Here is a 16824-nt window from a genome sequence, read left to right as displayed (position 1 = left end):
AATAAAATTTGTTATCCTATTGAGAACCAAATTTTTATAACATGAGAATAATTACGATTGTTATTTTGTTCCTGTCCCTTCAATTTATTGAAGCCCAGGATGGAGCCATAACCCAAGACCTACAAAAGTTTACCGAAATAAAAGGGTTTGATGGCATTTCTATTAATTTAATCAAGTCCAACCAAAACAAAGCGGTGATTACCGGAGCCAATACCGATAATGTCGCCATTGTTAATAATAATGGCGTATTGAAGATTAGGATGGAAATCGTTAAAATCTTTAGCGGATATAGAACGTATGTGGATTTATATCATTCTGAAGAGTTGGTAGTCATTGATGTTAACGAAGATGCAAGAATATCATCGGATGATATCTATGTGCAAGAAGTTTTGGAACTTAAAGCGCAAGAAGGTGGAGAACTGGAAATTAATTGCGAAGTGGACCAATTGTTAATAAAGGCTGTTTCCGGAGGGAAAATCTTTACCGGCGGATTTTCCAATACCCAGGATGTTATTATCAATACTGGAGGCACCTATAATGGAGGAACTTTTAAAACAAAATTCACCACTATAAGCGTTAATGCAGGTGGAAATGCCGAAATTTATGCGGCAGATTATGTAAAGGCCAATGTAAAGGCAGGAGGTGAAGTGCTAGTGTATGGCGATCCAAAAAAAATGGATGAGCACACCCTTTTTGGTGGAAAAATAAAAAGAATGTAATTAAAATGATTGAGGATATCCAAGCAGCGATCCCTTTGGGATTTTTGTTGAGCTTTATGATTGGTCCTGTTTTCTTTGTTTTATTGGAAACCAGTGCCACTAAAGGCTTTAGGGCTGGTGTATGCTTGGATATAGGTGTTATTATTGCCGATATTGTTTTCTTGTTGATAGCGTACTTCAGTAGTTTTCAGCTATTGGAGAATTTAAGCAACGAACCGGGGCTTTTTGTGTTCGGGGGAATGATTCTTTTAGTTTATGGTATTGTTCTATTTGTAAAAAAGGCCAAAAAGAAAGCCAATGTAAAGGCTTCAAAAGGAACTTATCTAGGTTTAGCGGTAAAAGGTTTTCTTTTAAACTTTATAAATATTGGTGTACTTGCTTTTTGGTTGGGGTTGATTATTGTGGTAGGTCCCAGTTTGGAGAACAATCCCAATAGGATGCTAGTTTTCTTTAGTACCGTTTTACTTGTTTATTTTGGAACTGATCTCCTCAAGATAATTTTAGCCAAACAATTGAAGCGCTATTTAACCCAGGAACGTATTGTACTAATAAAAAAGGGATTGGGTATTGTATTGATTATTTGTGGTATAGTATTGATTACCAAAGGATTTTTACCCAAGGATAAGTTTGATATTCAAGAAGAAATAGAAAAAATTGAGAAGCTGTAAACAAAAAACCCAGCACTAAGTACTGGGTTTTGAGGCATCGAGCGGATTCGAACCGCTGTACAAGCTTTTGCAGAGCTCTGCCTAGCCACTCGGCCACGATGCCAATTGGATCGCAAAGCTAAAAATATTTTATGAATATTTAGATTGAAAAATAATCTAAATGGAATTGAGTGTAATTTTTGTGATAAGTATATCTTAGAGGCATCGGGTGGACTCGAACCACCATAAAAATCCTTGCGGGACTTTGTCTATCCAATTCGACCACAATGCCGTTTAAATTGTTGTCTACAAAATTATAAAAAGATTAACAGTATCAATTAGTTGGACCTATCGGTTTATCGAGTAATTCCGAGTTTTACCGAAACACTTTCCACATCACCACCGATAGGCGGGTTTATTTTAGAAACTTCCACTTCTACTTCAGTTACTTCAGAAATTTCATCAAATATGCGATCAATGATTCTTTTGGCCACATGTTCCAGAAGATTGGAACGTACCGTCATTTCTTCTTTTATGATATTATTGAGTTGGACATAGTCCACGGTTTCGTTAAGCTGGTCGGAAATGGCAGGTTTGGAAAGATCAGTGGTAACCTCAAGATCAACTCTGTAATCGCTCCCAATGAGCATTTCTTCCTTTAAACACCCATGGTTGGAATGTATCCTAACGTTCTTTAACCTAATCTTTCCCAAAGCCCTTGTATTAAGAAAGGGCAAAAATAGGGTAAAACCTTTTAAATCCCACTAAACGGGTTTAATTCACTGATGCTCTGAATCGAAAAGAGTTGTGGTTGTTTTTGTTTGATTACTTAGAGGTTTGCCTATAAAAAAATGGCATTAGTACATACATCTACAGTTACTTATCCCTTGGAAAAGATCCATGCCCACAGTAAGTACGTGGGTACCGGTACTATAACCTAAAATTTCGTTGGTAATTACTTGATAAGAGTAACCAAAATAAAAATTGCTTTTTTTGAATCCGGCAATTGGAGCTATATACAATGGTGATCCCAATTGATCGTTCAAAAAACGATAGGTTAAACCTACGTAATAATAGTCTTCAAAATCACGAAAGCGGAATTTGGCATTCAAATCGGTCACAGAACGGCCATCACTTTCAAACCATTGAAAGAATACTGAGGGCTCTATTTCCAATTTACTGTTCTTGCTCTTGGAAAAACTATAACCAGAATACACGTAGTAGTTTCTTAGTTTATTTGGCTCAATACGAATGATATCTGTATTGAAATTGGATAAATCTTTGTTTAATACGTTACCGGCATTTAAACTAAAAAAGAATTTATCATATCTATAAAGTACACCTAAATCGAAGTTGTGGTTTGTAGTGGCCTTGTCATCTGTTGGCAACTGACCATTATTAGCTTCAAATTGTTCTACATCTATCCTAAACTGGTTAAAGTTATAGGAAATACCAAAGGAAAGGAAAATATCATCGTATCTGTCCAATGTTAAATGGTGCGCAAAAGAAACCCTGGCACCTCTTTGCCTTGTGTATCCGTTACTATCGTTATAAAGAAGCATACCTATTCCCGACCTATTGCCAATCCTAGCATCAGCGGCCAAGGTCTGGGTATCTGGAGCATCTTCAATCCCCACCCATTGTGTTAAGCCGTTTAAACGGACTTTTATATGGTCTCCTATACCTGCATAGGTTGGAGACATCAAAAATGGATTATCCGCTATGTATTGGGATAACTGGGGCACTGTCAACTCCTGTCCCCTGGCACAAAGTGCCAAGGAAACAAATAGGATAGTTGAGTATACTTTTTTTAACATGGGGCCAAAGTAGGTTAAGTGTTATTGTCGATACAGTGTAAAGTGTCCAACAAACTCTCTGTCGTCCTGTGCTCCTTGGAGTTGAACAACGTACCAGTAGTCTCCAGTTGGCAATGGTTTTCCATCATAATTTCCATCCCAACCTTGAACGTTTCGGGTCATCTCTTCCACTACTCTACCATAACGATCATAAATCTTAATTAGTACGTCAGGGAAGCCTTCAATGTTATCTGGGATCCATCGATCGTTCAATCCATCTCCATCTGGAGTAAAGAAGTTCGGGAATTCAATATCTATAAACTCCATAAATATTTCAGCAGTAGCTTCACAACCGTTCTGGTCAACCACTGTTACAATATATGTATCAGTTCTGTTGATGTAGAATACATTGTCCGTGCCATTGTCGATATCATTGAAATAGAAGGTATAATCTTCTACACCACCTTCAGCTATTGCTGTTATTTGGTTAATGTTGTTGTTCTCCAACGTCAATGTAAGTGGTTCGTATGCTTCAATACTAAAGTCATAAGTGGTCATACATCCATTGGCATGTGCAATGGTCAGATAATGATCACCTGGTGTCATATTGGTAAAGTCTGCAGTTAATTGCATATCTGCTGGATCTGTCGAATCCAAGGCATAGATAAGGTCACTTGCAATAGTTTCATCCTCCAATATAATTTCCAAGTAATTGTCTGGAATGTTACCTGTACACTCATAAATTGGTGTTACGGTAGCAGCTAGGTTCACTCCTGGCTCTATCTCAACAATTACATTGGTTTCACAACCTTGGGCATCCCTTACAAATACCACATGTGTTCCTGCGGTTAGATCTTGGAACAAGAACTGGTCTTGAACAAAGTTTGCATCGGCGCTGGAATTTAAGCTTGTTTGGTAAGGAGCGGTACCCCCGGAGATCTGTACTTCAAAAGAACCATCACCACTTTCATAACATACTTCGTCCAAAATGTTTATCGCTTCAGCCACAATAGGTTCAGGTTGGGTAATCTCAAATTGGAAAGTGATGAAACATCCATTCACATCTTGGGCGATTACATCATAGATGCCGGGTTCTAGATCAGTAAATGTGTTCGTCGTATCAAACTGATCTAGATTTGGTGAAATTGCGTAAAGAATCTCACCTGTTCCACCCGACACTTCAACAGTAATAGTACCGTCGTTCATTCCTGAACATGTAATATCTGTAAACTCTTCTCTTTCAACCACCAATGGTTCTGGGTCGACTATGGTAATCACGGGTGATACCTCAACGCAGTCTTCACTGGTTACTCTTACATAGTACTCACCGGCCATAAGACCGTTAAAGGTTCCACTGGCTTGTGGACCATCAACTAAATTGGTCAATGCTGCATCGCTGAACAATTCATAATTATAGTTGCCCAAACCACCTGTTGCCTGTGCAATAATGGTTGCGGATGATTCACCTGTACAGTTGATCAATGCTGCCGATTCGTCTATATTAAGTGTTAATTCCGGAACTTCATCTACAGTAACTTGGTTGGATATCATGGCATCACAACCATTGGCATCACGAACATAATATTGATATGGCCCTGCGCCAACATTGAATGTATGGGTATCCCCACCGTTCATGGCAAAGAAATTGACTCCATCCGCACTATAGAAGTAAGGTGCTGTTCCACCAGTTGCAGTCAACATAATCTGTGCATCATCGACACATGTCATTCCGCTTACTTGAACAAGGGAAGCCTCAACCTCAGTTGGTTCGGTAATGGTCACTTTAGGGGTTTCCACACCACAGTTCCAACCGTCGGTAACGGTAATGCTATAAGTTCCGGCACCTAGATTATCGAATCTTGGGTTTCCTTGTTCACCAGAAGTGAAAATAATATTAGCACTAGGAGTATCGTCTTCGTAAATATTCAACTGGTAGTTATAGGAACCACTACCTCCGCTAACGGAATGTGCCCAAACAGACGCACTTTCGGCACCATAGCACAATAGGTCAATTGGGGCAGCATCAATATCTGCAGTGATTGGATCTACAGGATCTAAGATCAAAGAAGTATTATCAACGACCTCACAACCTTCACTATCGGTTACCCTTACCTCATATGATCCAGCGGACAATCCAGTGAACACATAGCTATTTACATCGTTCATGGTGTACGACTGAGTTGTAGTCATATTGGTCAATACGATATCGTACGGAGCATAACCACCCGTTGGGGCAATCAGTACCTCTCCCATATCATCGGTACAGGTAACACTGGCCACTTGCTCTGGAACAACCGCCAATTCACTGCTTGGAGATATTATGGTTGCTGTACCGGAAGTAGCCGTACAGAAAGGTGCTTCGGTAGCTTCTACCTGAACATAATAATTACCACCAACCAAATCAGGATGGGTTATGGTTAATGAACCAGATGAAGTGTTTTCACTTCCTGATACGATAAGTGTACCATCCGTCCTGTATACATCATAGTCATAAGCTCCTGGAACGTTATATCCAGTAACTTCGATTGTTAAGTCGCCTGCATCATCAAAACATATTGCAGGTGATGTCGCTATGATGTCTACGTCAATTGTGTCGTATGGAACAATTGTATAGATTTCCTCTACATAGCATCCTGTGACATCGTTGGTAGCACGGAATGTATACGTACCAGCTTCGGTCAACTCAAATGTTGCTGTTGTGGTTGTTGAAGCCGTCATTGATCCATAAGGATTACCAACAGGCAATAATTCAATGGTATAGGTATCACCAGGAGTGGTTTCTGTAACGGTCAAGATTACTCTTTCGGGGTTGTTACAGGTTATGGCTAAATCCTGTGCAATATCCAAAGTAAAGGTATTCAATGGTTGTACCGTAATACTATCATGATATTCACAGCCGTTGGCATCCCTTACAATGTAGTTGATAGTCTGTACTGTACCATCGTCCACTATATCAAATGTAGCATCAGAAGTGAATCCATTACCTTCAAAACTGTACAAATAAGAATCTGGACCTATAAATGGTGTGCCTCCACTAGGAGTTACGGTAATGGTCGATTCATCCACAGAATTGCTTGGAGTACATTCAAAGGCCGTAGCCGTAGCCGTAGCACCCAGGGGATTGGGTTCATCAACGGTTTCGGTTTTGATGTCCTCACACTCCCTATCAGAAACCACACGTACCTGATAGTCTCCGGCCGGAAGATTCTCGAACAAGGGACTATCTTGAAGAGGTCTGCTTGAGGTACCAGGGCTCAACCCAACCAATGCATATCGGTATGGTGGGTTTACGGCCGTGGCAGGATTTAGTTGGGCCAAAATACTACCATCGCTACCTCCCGCACAGCTTACATCAACAATAGATGCATCCACTAATTCTGGAATAACTCTATCATCCAATGTTTGGCGTACTTCATAGATACATGGCTCGGAAGTATCCAAATCTGTGATTGTAAATACGTATTCTCCCGCTTCGGTAAGGTCTGTAAAAATACCATCAGTATTGGTTACGGTTGTTCCTGAGATAGGATAGGTAACACTGTATTCCAAATTAGAGGAACCACCAGTTACATTGATAGTGATTTGTCCACCTGGATCTACCGTACAATCAATTTGTTTTACCACGTTAGCATTGGCTGTCATGGCATCGGTCAATTCCACGATACCCGGAAGTATTACGGAACAACCCCACTGATCGGTAATTTCTACGGTGTAAGAACCTGCGCCCAATCCAGAGAAAACAGTACTGGTTTGAGGAGCTCCAAAGTTGGTTCCGTCCTTAATCAATTGGTAGCTATAGTTGCTTCCTTGACCACCGGTTGTACCCATTACTTGGATTTCGCCTTGCAAATCCACACAATTGGACTGGTTGACTTGTAGTGTGGCCGTAATTGGGTCTGGAATGGATAAGTCAACATCGGGTAATTGTAAAGCACACCCTTCTTGATCTATAATCCAAACTTCATAAGTACCTGCGGTAAGGTTCTCGAACCTAGAAGTGGGTACATAATTGGATGGATCGTTTGGATCGGGGTTTGGTGTTGTGCTTACATAGTAAGCATATCCTCCCCATCCACCTGAAGCGATTACTTCAATAATACCATCTTCTACACAGGTAATGTCCGTAACAGTTCTGGAACCGGCGATAGCTGCATTAGGTCCTGCAATGTTGAAGGCTTCCACATTGGTACATTCTGGGAATGCATCCTGTGAAATTTCAACGGTGTAGATTCCTGCAGGCAATGAAATTGGTGCAGTTGGACCTGTAGTAGCAGAAGTACCATTATTTACTGGATTTCCACCGTCATCGTAAACGGTCCAATTGAATCCACCGGTATAAGTTGCATCTATAAGTTCGAATGTTACTTCGCCAGTGGCGGTACCATAACAGATTACATCACTTACTACATTTACATCAATATCGAATGTATTAGGGTCTGTAATGGTTTGGCTTGTAGAAACTGTACAGCCAGTATCTATATGACGAACAATGAAATTATAGGTTCCGGCATCCAAACCACTGAACACATTGGAGTTTACCCAAGTAGTACCATTATCCACACTATATTCAAAGCGTGATGGGTCGGCTAAGGTCGAAGTTACCGTAATGGTAATTTCACCATCCATTCCTGGAGTACAGCTCAAAGGATTTGAAATGGCCGCTACAGCATTGGTAATTTGGTCATATGGTGCAATAACCGCAGTTGTTGTTCCCAAACAACCATTGTCATCATACACATTGATGGTATAATTTCCACCTGCTGTATCGGTTGATGTATAAACAGGATTATTTCCTGATTGAACCACAACGGAACCAGCATCGTTGATAAATTCATAAATGACATAGTTTCCGCTGCCTCCACTTATGGTAGCAGTATCTACAGTAATGGTAGCGTTGTTGGAGTTGTTACCTACTGTACAACTGAATTCCAACACATCTGCTGTTAAAGCAATTGGGTCGGGTTCTGTGATTGTTATGGTTTCAGTATCCGTACAATAATTTGCAGCGGTTACTTGAATATCATAATCAACACCTACAGCGGAACCTTCTAAACCTGTAAAGGTGGCCGTAGTGGCCGTAGTACTAGTGGGTGCAATTGGCACGCTAATAGACCCATCAGAAGCTGCAATGATTTCAAATGTATATGGTCCGATACCGTTGTCCACTGCTTGTACAGAAATGGTTCCGTCATCAGCCCCAAAGCATGTAACATCTGTGAAAGTAGATGTAAAGGATGGCTGAGGTGCCTCAGGCACATCTATCGTAATTGTTTTGGGACAGTTAGGTGGTGCAGTGCCCATATCGAACACGATTACATCGTAGCTTCCAGCTACACCGGCTCCAGTCCAAACAAATTTGTTGTCAGCATCCAGAACAAGTACCGCCCTTGTTTCATCATATGCAGTTCCCGGTCCATCTATTATATACTCATAACTTCCTGATCCTGAAATCACTTCTATTTCTAGTTCGGCATAGGCATTAGTACCAGGCTCGCAATCCAAAGCAACGGTTTGAATTACGTTGAATTCTAGTGGTGGGTGAATATCGAAGGTTTCGGTATCAATACATCCGTTTAGGTCTCTTACGGCAACAGTTTGACCCAATCCTGAACTTAATCCAGAAATCAGATATTGATTACTTCCATCAAAGGTAAAATTCTGGAATGCCGAACCATTTACACTGATTTGGAAAGGTGCCATGGCAAGGGCTGGATTATCCAAAGTTACCATTACTTCAAATAAGCCTTCATCTACACACTCATCTACAATTGCAATGGATATTTCAGGGCTTGGATCTTCATCAACCGTAATAGGTTTTTGAACGATACATCCATAGGCATCCATCACATAAACAATGTAATCCCCAGCTTCTACATTGGCACTGGTATCGCTTGTCCAACCCGCGCTTGAAGCTGTTGGTGCAGGGTCTGTGCTCAATAAATATTGATAGGTATAGGGAGCTGTACCATAACGGCCTGAAGCAGTAATTACACCCGCATCTGGGTTACAGTTATCATTTTGTGGACTGGCCACATCCAAATCCAAAGGATTGGCAGATTCACGGATGGTGAATTCCCCACCACTTACGGAACATCCTGGGTTTGAACCTCCAATTTCTGTGAGCAACAAATAATATTCACCAGGAGGCAAAGAACCAAAATTGTCAATGGTTACCGAAGTAGGAGGGTTTACGGTAGCGTTACCGGAATATCCTGTACTTGTATTGGACTGCCTGTTGAAAATTTCATATTGAACATCAGTTGCGCCACTATCAAATCCTGTGAAAGTAAAAGATATATTACCATTATCAGCACCAGTACAACTTACATTGTTTATGGCATCCAAGTTGGCCGTCATGGAAGATGGCGTATCTATAGGCGCATCTGCTTCTTCAAAATAATAACAGTTTGTTGTGGTGTCATACACTACGAAGGTGTATGTAATACCTGGCGTAAGTCCTGTAAAAGTTCGTGTATACCCTCCTACAATATCGGGTCCTACATAGTCATTTGCAGGATCATCTACATAAGGAGCTGTATATTGTTCTAGGATGGCAAACTCGTAGTTGCCACTTCCTACGGCAGCGTCCACAGTAACTATGGCCGTACCTCCCGTAACACAATCAGCGGTAAGTGTACTTACATCAATATCCAAATCATCTGGTGGAGATGAAATAATTTCTGTTGTATATGAAGCACATCCATTGGCATCCACTACATCCACTTGATAGATACCAAACTCCAATACCGTAAATGTGTGGTCTCTAGCACCAGATGTGGTAGTATATGTTTGTGGAGCAATACCATTGTTAGCTGTTAGAATATAGGTGTATTCTGCTGTACCCCCTGACACTCCTGACACCGTAATGGAACCAGGATTGGTTACTCCAAATACGTCATCACAAGTAATTGGAACATCTGAAGTGGTGTATGTTATTGGTGTTGGCTCAGAAATTACTACTGGGAATGGATCCGACACACAACCTTTGGAATCCGTAACTGTTACCTCATAATTTCCTGCAGGCAATCCTGTGGTTTGTGTTCCATAATCTGTACCACTAATTGTCTCGTATACATTAATGGTATAAGGTGGAACTCCAACGGAGGTATCAATTACAACATCCAATGCACCGGTACTTTCGCCATTACACAAGATATCTGTTGGTGTAACACTGCTTATTACGGGTTGAGTGGCCGGAGTCACTATAATACTGTTGGTGGTTATAGTACAACCTTCCGTGTCAGTTACTTGGAAGATATAGGTTCCATCGGTATTAGTATTGAACACATTTCCTGTGAATCCAGTTGAACTGTACGTAGCACCTCCATCATCGGACCATTCATAGGAATATGAACCACTACCACCACTTGCGTTAATGGTAATTGTTGCATCGTCCAAACAAGTTAAATCGCTATCAAGGAAAGCTGAAGCTGTTAAAGCGGGGTTGATTGTTGCTGTATCCTGAACTGCACAACCATATTGGTCGCGTACATCAATGGTATATGTTCCAGCAGTTAGGTTGTTGAACGTATATGTTGTTGCATTTACTGGTGAAGGAGTAATCCAAGCACCACCATTTATACTGAATTGATAGTTACCGTTTCCACTGGTAACATCCACTTGAATGCTTCCATCATTGTTTCCACTATAGCACACGGTTGGTGTTAAGTCAAACGCAATGATTTCAGTAGGATCAACGGTAATAGGTGTTGTATCCTCGCAAAGGTTTACATCCCTTGCCCTGATTACGTAGTTACCATCGGCCAATCCAGTAAACACATTGGATGATTGGTAGGCAGTTATAACTGTTCCTATAGTATCTTCCAATTGATATTCATAGGCTGGTGTACCTCCCGTAGCGGTAGCAGTAATGGTTGCTCCTCCATTGGTACATGTAAGCTCATTAGTAATAGAAGCAATAACATCCAACACATCAGGCTGTGTCAATGTTTGGTTCAATGTAACGGAACATGCAGGATCTCTAAGGTCAACAATGACAATTTCATAATCACCTGCTGCAAGACCAGAAATGGTAATTGGACTGGTTGTTTGGGTACCAGAAACGGTTCCACCGTTCACTTGATATGTAAATCCAATTCCAGAATCAAAGTTTTCAACTTCAAAAGTGATGCTTCCATCACCGGCACTGTTACAAGTTAAATCTGTATAAGATGTGATGGCACCATCAAAAGCATATCCTGGTTCAACAATTACAGTGGTTGTAACTGTACAGTCGCTTCCATAATCTACCTCAACAGTGTGTGTTCCTGGAGCAACTCCACTGAAAACATTGCTTGCTTGTGGGGCACCAGCATCTAAACTATAGGTATACGATGCATCCAAAGGAAGCACGGTAACGTCAGCTGTTCCATCACAATTGTAAGCAACGGTTGTGCTCAAGGTTGGTTCTGTGGGAAGAGGAACAATAATTTCATCTGGAAGAGTGATAAAACAATCCACTTGATTGGCATCCCGTACACGAATAGTATAAGTGCCATCTTCCAAGCCGGTAAATACGGTAGAAGTGGTCCATGCACCTCCATTTAAACTGTACTCATAACTTCCTGAACCACCTGTGGTCGGTGTAATGCTTCCTATAGTAATTTCACCCAATTGTGTACAGGTGTAATCTTGGGTAATTTCTGCCTCGGCAACAATAGGATCCGGTTCTGTAATAGTAACCTGAGTTGTAACCGGACAATTGTTGATATCGGTTACACTAATATCGTAAGTGCCAGCTGGTAGGTTAACAAAAGTATTTGACGTTTGATACGTTGCACCGTTATCAATGCTGTACATATAGGGAGCTTCTCCTCCGGTCATATTCAATACAATGCTTCCATCGGAACCTCCATTACAACTAACATCGGTGATATTTGGTGTGATGGCCAGTGGGTCATCTTGAATGATAGTAATGTCGTAAGTAGCTTCACAATATCCGGAAGCACCACCATTATCTCTTACATACACATCGTAATCACCTGCACCTGTAACCGTAATTGGGTTTGTTGCTCCAAAGTCTGAATCAATTGGCGTTACACCATCTGCAACGACGGCATACACATAATTTCCATCGCCACCGGCAGCGGTAATGGTCACGTCGGTATCTGTAGCACAGGCGGTAATATTCGGGGCAGAAGCCACAACACTAAGCTCTGGGTCAATGGTAATGGATGCAGTATCGGTACAATCGTTGCCATCCCTAACATCAATGGTATAATCCCCAGGTGCCAGACCTGTAAACACATTGCTTGTTCCGAATGGGCCTCCATTCAAACTGTATTCAAAGTTTCCGTCGCCACCAGCAGTAACATTGGCGGTCAAGGTCAAGCCTGTGGCATCATCATAGCAAACATTGTTGGGATCAATTGTCAATTCTGGAGCTACGGCCTCAATAATGGTAAAGGTGTCCGTGAATTCACATTCATTGGCATCGGTAACGGTATATGTATAGGTTCCGCCAAGGGTCAATCCTGTGAACAATCCATTGTTTTGTGGACCAAAAGTGGCTGGACCTGCTGTAATTTCGTAAGTATAACTTCCCCATCCTCCTGTAGCTACTATGTTTACTGAACCATCAACTAAACAAGTTGGTTGTACAACTGTTGGTGTTGCATCAAGGGCAGCTGTCGGCGCAGCAATAGTTACATCGGTGGTGTCCGTACAATTGGTAAGGTTGTCAGTTACTGTAATGGTGTATGTTCCTTCGGCCAATCCAGTAAGAGAAATAGTATTGTTGGTTTCGTTTGTTCCCGAAAAGTTCGCTGGACCGGTAACCGTGTAATTGTAATCTGTATTGAAGTTACCTATATTGAATTGTAATTCACCATTTGGATTAGGATCGTTAAAACAAGATATGTTGCTCACTACTTGAGCGGTAACCGAAATTTCGGTTACTGGCGCAAGGGTAAAGCTTTCCTCATAGAAACAATCACTATCATCCGTTACCCTGAAGAGATAAGTTCCTGGAGCCAAGTCGGTAAATGTGTTGTTGGTTCCATTGTTTACTGCACTTCCTGCAGGAGAAACTATTTCGTATACCAAGTCAGGCTCTCCTCCTGTTACGGTCAAGGTAACATCCGAGGTAAAGGTTGGACAAAGCGGGTCCGTAGTTGAAAAATCGATATCCGTTGGTGGATTCAACGGATCAATGGTAACTGAATCTGTGAAAGTACAACCATTGTCATCTCTTATGGTAATAGTGTATGTTCCATCAGTTAAGTTGGAAAAGTTTGGGGAACTAACAAAGTTTACCCCATCAATACTGTATTCGTAGGGAGCGGTTCCTCCCGTTACATTCTGTGCTTCTATAATTCCGCCATCTGAACAGGAGTATTCCTGAACCAAAACAGCATCGCCATCCAAAGTTGTGCCCGGTGCGGATACTGTGTGGTATTCAAAGTAATCACAAGACGCACTTCCTTTGCGTTGGTTGATTACCACAACATAATCCCCATCTGCCAAAGAAGGAAAGTTTCCTGAGGCGTTGGTTGCCAGCGCATCAGCATAATCGTAATTTTCCTCGTCAAATCCTGTGGCGTCAAAGAGATAAAAGGTTAATTGATAACCGTTACTGTTGATTAGGTTAAAGGAAATTGAACCTGTAGCATCACCGTTACACAAAACATCGGTAACCGTGGTTGGATCAAAATCCGCAGCAGGTCTAAATTCAATCGTAACTGTATTGGAAATGTCATAACAGTTGTATCTGTCGATTACTGCAAAAGTGTACTGTCCTGGATCATAAATATCAAAGATTTGACTAGTTTGAAATTCTGAAGCGGGAATATCTGTAACTGAAGGATAGGACGTCACGGTATTACCATCTTCGTCAATGTAAGACCAAATGGCATATAGGTGAGGGGTTTTACCACCTGTGGATTCCATTAATATATTACCTTCTTTACAGGTAATATGTTGGGAAACTCTGGCGGTTAGCTCCAAATCCACTAAGTCTTCAATAATAACTTGTTCTGTATAAGTACATCCGTCGTCTGTGGTAACCGTAACATCGTAAGTTCCATCGTTTAAATTTTCGAAGGTATAGTTGTTATCGATTGATGGCCCGTGAGTGTCCACAACAACTCCGCCAGAGGATATTTCATAATAGTATTGGGCTTCAACATTTAGAACAGAGATCGCTATTTCTCCCAAACCTGTACAGTTGTACAAATCTTGGGAGGTAATATCCACTTGAAAATCCCTTTCCAAAATACCAATATTGTCCAATACAAAGACACAACCGTCCGTAACACCTTGTTGTCTTATTTCCACCATGTAGGCGCCATTGTTGGCAATATCAAAACTTGGACTTGGACCATAAGGAACAAGTACATTTCCGGTAACTTGATCTACAAGCTGGAACTCATAAGTTAAGGGTACATTGGTTACGGTAATGTTACCATCTGTATCACAAATAATATCCCTAGAGGTGTATTGGGGATCTAAAGGATTTTTGTAGATATTGAAGTAGAACCTACTAAAACATCCATTTTGATAGTTGATTACCAATCTGTATTGACCTGTATTTGATGCTAAAAAGTCGTTGCCCGTGTCCACCGTGTTCCATGTACAACTGGCATTGGTATTGGCACAGCCGTCTGTGGCTGCACCGCAACTTGCTTCATCCAATTGTTCCCAAACGATGCTTGTTGCATCTGGGATGTTTATTTGGATAAGTTCGGTATCGTTAAGTCCGCACAAGAATATTTCCGGAAGCTCACTACCATCGTTGGGACATATTTCTATGGCGCCGTCAATGGTGTTGGAGGTGTCGTTGATCAATGCCGTAATCGGGTTGGATTGTACAGAACCAAACAACTCAACTATAATGATTTCCATGAAATCTTTACAGGGATCGGCCACTTGCTTGTCTACCAAATAAGTTCCTGTTTCGCTTACCAAAATAGTACTTGGGTCGTTGTCGGAATCACTGTCGGTGATTACGGTATCGGTACCAACATCGATAGTATTGTTTCCGTTTACATCCCTATACCAAATGTAGTTGTCAAAATTATCTCCGGCGTCAAGTAATACGTCATCACCGCACAATTGTACCGTTCTTGAGAAGTTACAGGCGCTAAGGTCATCTAAAAGAAAGTTAGTAGCTCCCGGAGAAGGAAATCCACAACCATCAAAATCATAAACACTGGGGTCGTCGGTTATTGAAGCAGTATTTAATTCACCGCTGTATGTAGAATAGGCCAAATTCTGAATGATATCGGTACATGCGTCGATAAAATCAAAACAGTTTTCAGCTACTTGTACCCGCATACGTATGGTTGAAGCTGGGTCATTCTCTTCTACAATACTATCTGGTATAGTGAATATAATAGTACGGGTTGCCGGGTCGAAAGTATAAGTTACACCGGCCGGCATGGTGATACTCGATTCATCAAGGGTCACATTAATAGGAAGTACGTCCCTAATGGTATAGTTTACGGCATCATCGTTACCCACATTTTCGAAAGTAAGCACATAGTCCAAATATTGACCAAGATGTACTCCTTGTCCCGTAATGTCGTTACCCGCAATATCTTCGATTGTTTTAGCTAGGTTTATCTTGGGTTCTATGATTTCTACATCCAATGAGGTAAAGAAGATATCGTACTTGTCTTGTGTAGAAGAAGCTCTAAAAGTAGCCCCAGTCTCATCATTGGGAATGACAGAATTACTGGGGTTAAGAATCGTAAAAAGATCCACATCCCATCCCAAAGTGTTGGTACTGTTTGGGTTTCTGGTTGTTATGATATTTTCCTCAATGGTAATATTACTATTGAAAAAGTTATCCGAAGGGTTCACGGTATTCGATAGTGTTGTAAAGGAAGCATTACTATCTGCCTTGATGGACAATTGATCTCCTTCTATTTTGTTATCACCCTCAAGTGTTGCAACGCCTAATTTGGCATTTACTGGAAATGGTGAAGGAAGTGTTGTAAATCCGCTGAACGGAATATCTACAGTTTGTCCCGACTTAATACCGGCATAACCATCAAAGGTCGTAATGAACTTACCTGGATACGTTGGGTTTTCATAAACCACGACCATGGTCCAACCACCGGAAACACCACCTTGGATGCTCTCTCCTGAACTGGCCCTTACATTTGCCACAAAGTATTCACCGTCAGGGTTGGCAAGTGAGGTTACCATGGACGTAACATCTTTATAGCAAGCATATGGACTATAATATCCGAAATCAGCGTCATTATAGCCATCAAACAAAATTTCGTCAGCGGTCAAATCCACATAAGAACCGCCGGGCATTCTAAATTTTACTTGATTGAAGTCACTTCGATCACTTTCATTATATACGGCAGACCAATATAGCCCGGCATATCTAATTTGAGAACAACTAGGGTCTGGTACTGATAAGGTTGCACTACTTGAACTGAAGGTAGAAGCATCTCCATCAATGTCAATATACTGCATGTTCAACCTGTCATTGTACTCCGAAGAAGAACCTGTTGCGTTATAAGGATCTTCTGGCGAATATCCGCCCTCATCCCTATTTACAATATTGTTGGCAATAAAAGTGAGATCTCCTTTGAGTTTGTTCTCGTAACGAACATCAAAGTTGTTTTTTATCTGAGATATACCTGTATATGCAAATAAGAATATACAAATTGTTGTGCCCCACCTGAGTAGTGATGTTTTCATAAGCAT

5 protein-coding genes and 2 tRNA genes are annotated in these 16824 nt (G+C 41.1%); 2 read left to right on the top strand and 5 right to left on the bottom strand.

Features of this window, described 5'->3' with window-relative positions; translation table 11 throughout:
* Window positions 1-41: 41 nt before the first annotated feature.
* Entirely contained in the window at window positions 42-719 is a 678-nt protein-coding gene (locus ACQQ5U_RS06100; protein WP_437396091.1) for a head GIN domain-containing protein, read from the top strand.
* A gap of 5 nt (window positions 720-724) precedes the next feature.
* A complete protein-coding gene (locus ACQQ5U_RS06095; RefSeq protein WP_437396090.1) occupies window positions 725-1387 on the top strand; it encodes a LysE family translocator in 663 nt (220 codons plus the stop codon).
* 32 nt (window positions 1388-1419) lie between these two features.
* On the opposite strand, the gene ACQQ5U_RS06090 is transcribed toward ACQQ5U_RS06095, so the two are convergent.
* The 5 genes from ACQQ5U_RS06090 to ACQQ5U_RS06070 form a co-directional block, all read right to left on the bottom strand.
* A tRNA-Cys gene (locus ACQQ5U_RS06090) sits at window positions 1420-1490 on the bottom strand.
* A gap of 96 nt (window positions 1491-1586) precedes the next feature.
* A tRNA-Cys gene (locus ACQQ5U_RS06085) sits at window positions 1587-1658 on the bottom strand.
* Window positions 1659-1722: 64 nt separating this feature from the next.
* Window positions 1723-2079, bottom strand: a complete 357-nt coding sequence (folB, locus tag ACQQ5U_RS06080) for a dihydroneopterin aldolase (protein WP_437396089.1) — start codon at window positions 2077-2079, stop codon at window positions 1723-1725.
* A 144-nt stretch (window positions 2080-2223) separates the two neighbouring features.
* Complete coding sequence (locus ACQQ5U_RS06075; protein WP_437396088.1) at window positions 2224-3183, bottom strand: PorP/SprF family type IX secretion system membrane protein; 960 nt, start codon at window positions 3181-3183, stop codon at window positions 2224-2226.
* Between the two features lie 21 nt (window positions 3184-3204).
* Entirely contained in the window at window positions 3205-16818 is a 13614-nt protein-coding gene (locus tag ACQQ5U_RS06070; protein WP_437396087.1) for a T9SS type B sorting domain-containing protein, read from the bottom strand.
* Window positions 16819-16824 lie beyond the last annotated feature (6 nt).

Origin of the sequence: Flagellimonas lutimaris (assembly GCF_051494225.1) — a bacterium.
Lineage (GTDB): Bacteria > Bacteroidota > Bacteroidia > Flavobacteriales > Flavobacteriaceae > Flagellimonas > Flagellimonas lutimaris_A.
The sequence above is the reverse complement of the archived record's forward strand: the minus strand, read 5'-3'. Positions and strand labels throughout refer to the sequence as shown.

Excerpts from the sequence above, each read along its gene's own strand:
- ACQQ5U_RS06095 (WP_437396090.1), top strand. The coding sequence starts at position 725 with ATGATTGAGGATATCCAAGCAGCGATCCCTTTGGGATTTTTGTTGAGC.
- ACQQ5U_RS06070 (WP_437396087.1), bottom strand. The coding sequence starts at position 16,818 with ATGAAAACATCACTACTCAGGTGGGGCACAACAATTTGTATATTCTTA.
- ACQQ5U_RS06075 (WP_437396088.1), bottom strand. The coding sequence starts at position 3,183 with ATGTTAAAAAAAGTATACTCAACTATCCTATTTGTTTCCTTGGCACTT.
- ACQQ5U_RS06100 (WP_437396091.1), top strand. The coding sequence starts at position 42 with ATGAGAATAATTACGATTGTTATTTTGTTCCTGTCCCTTCAATTTATT.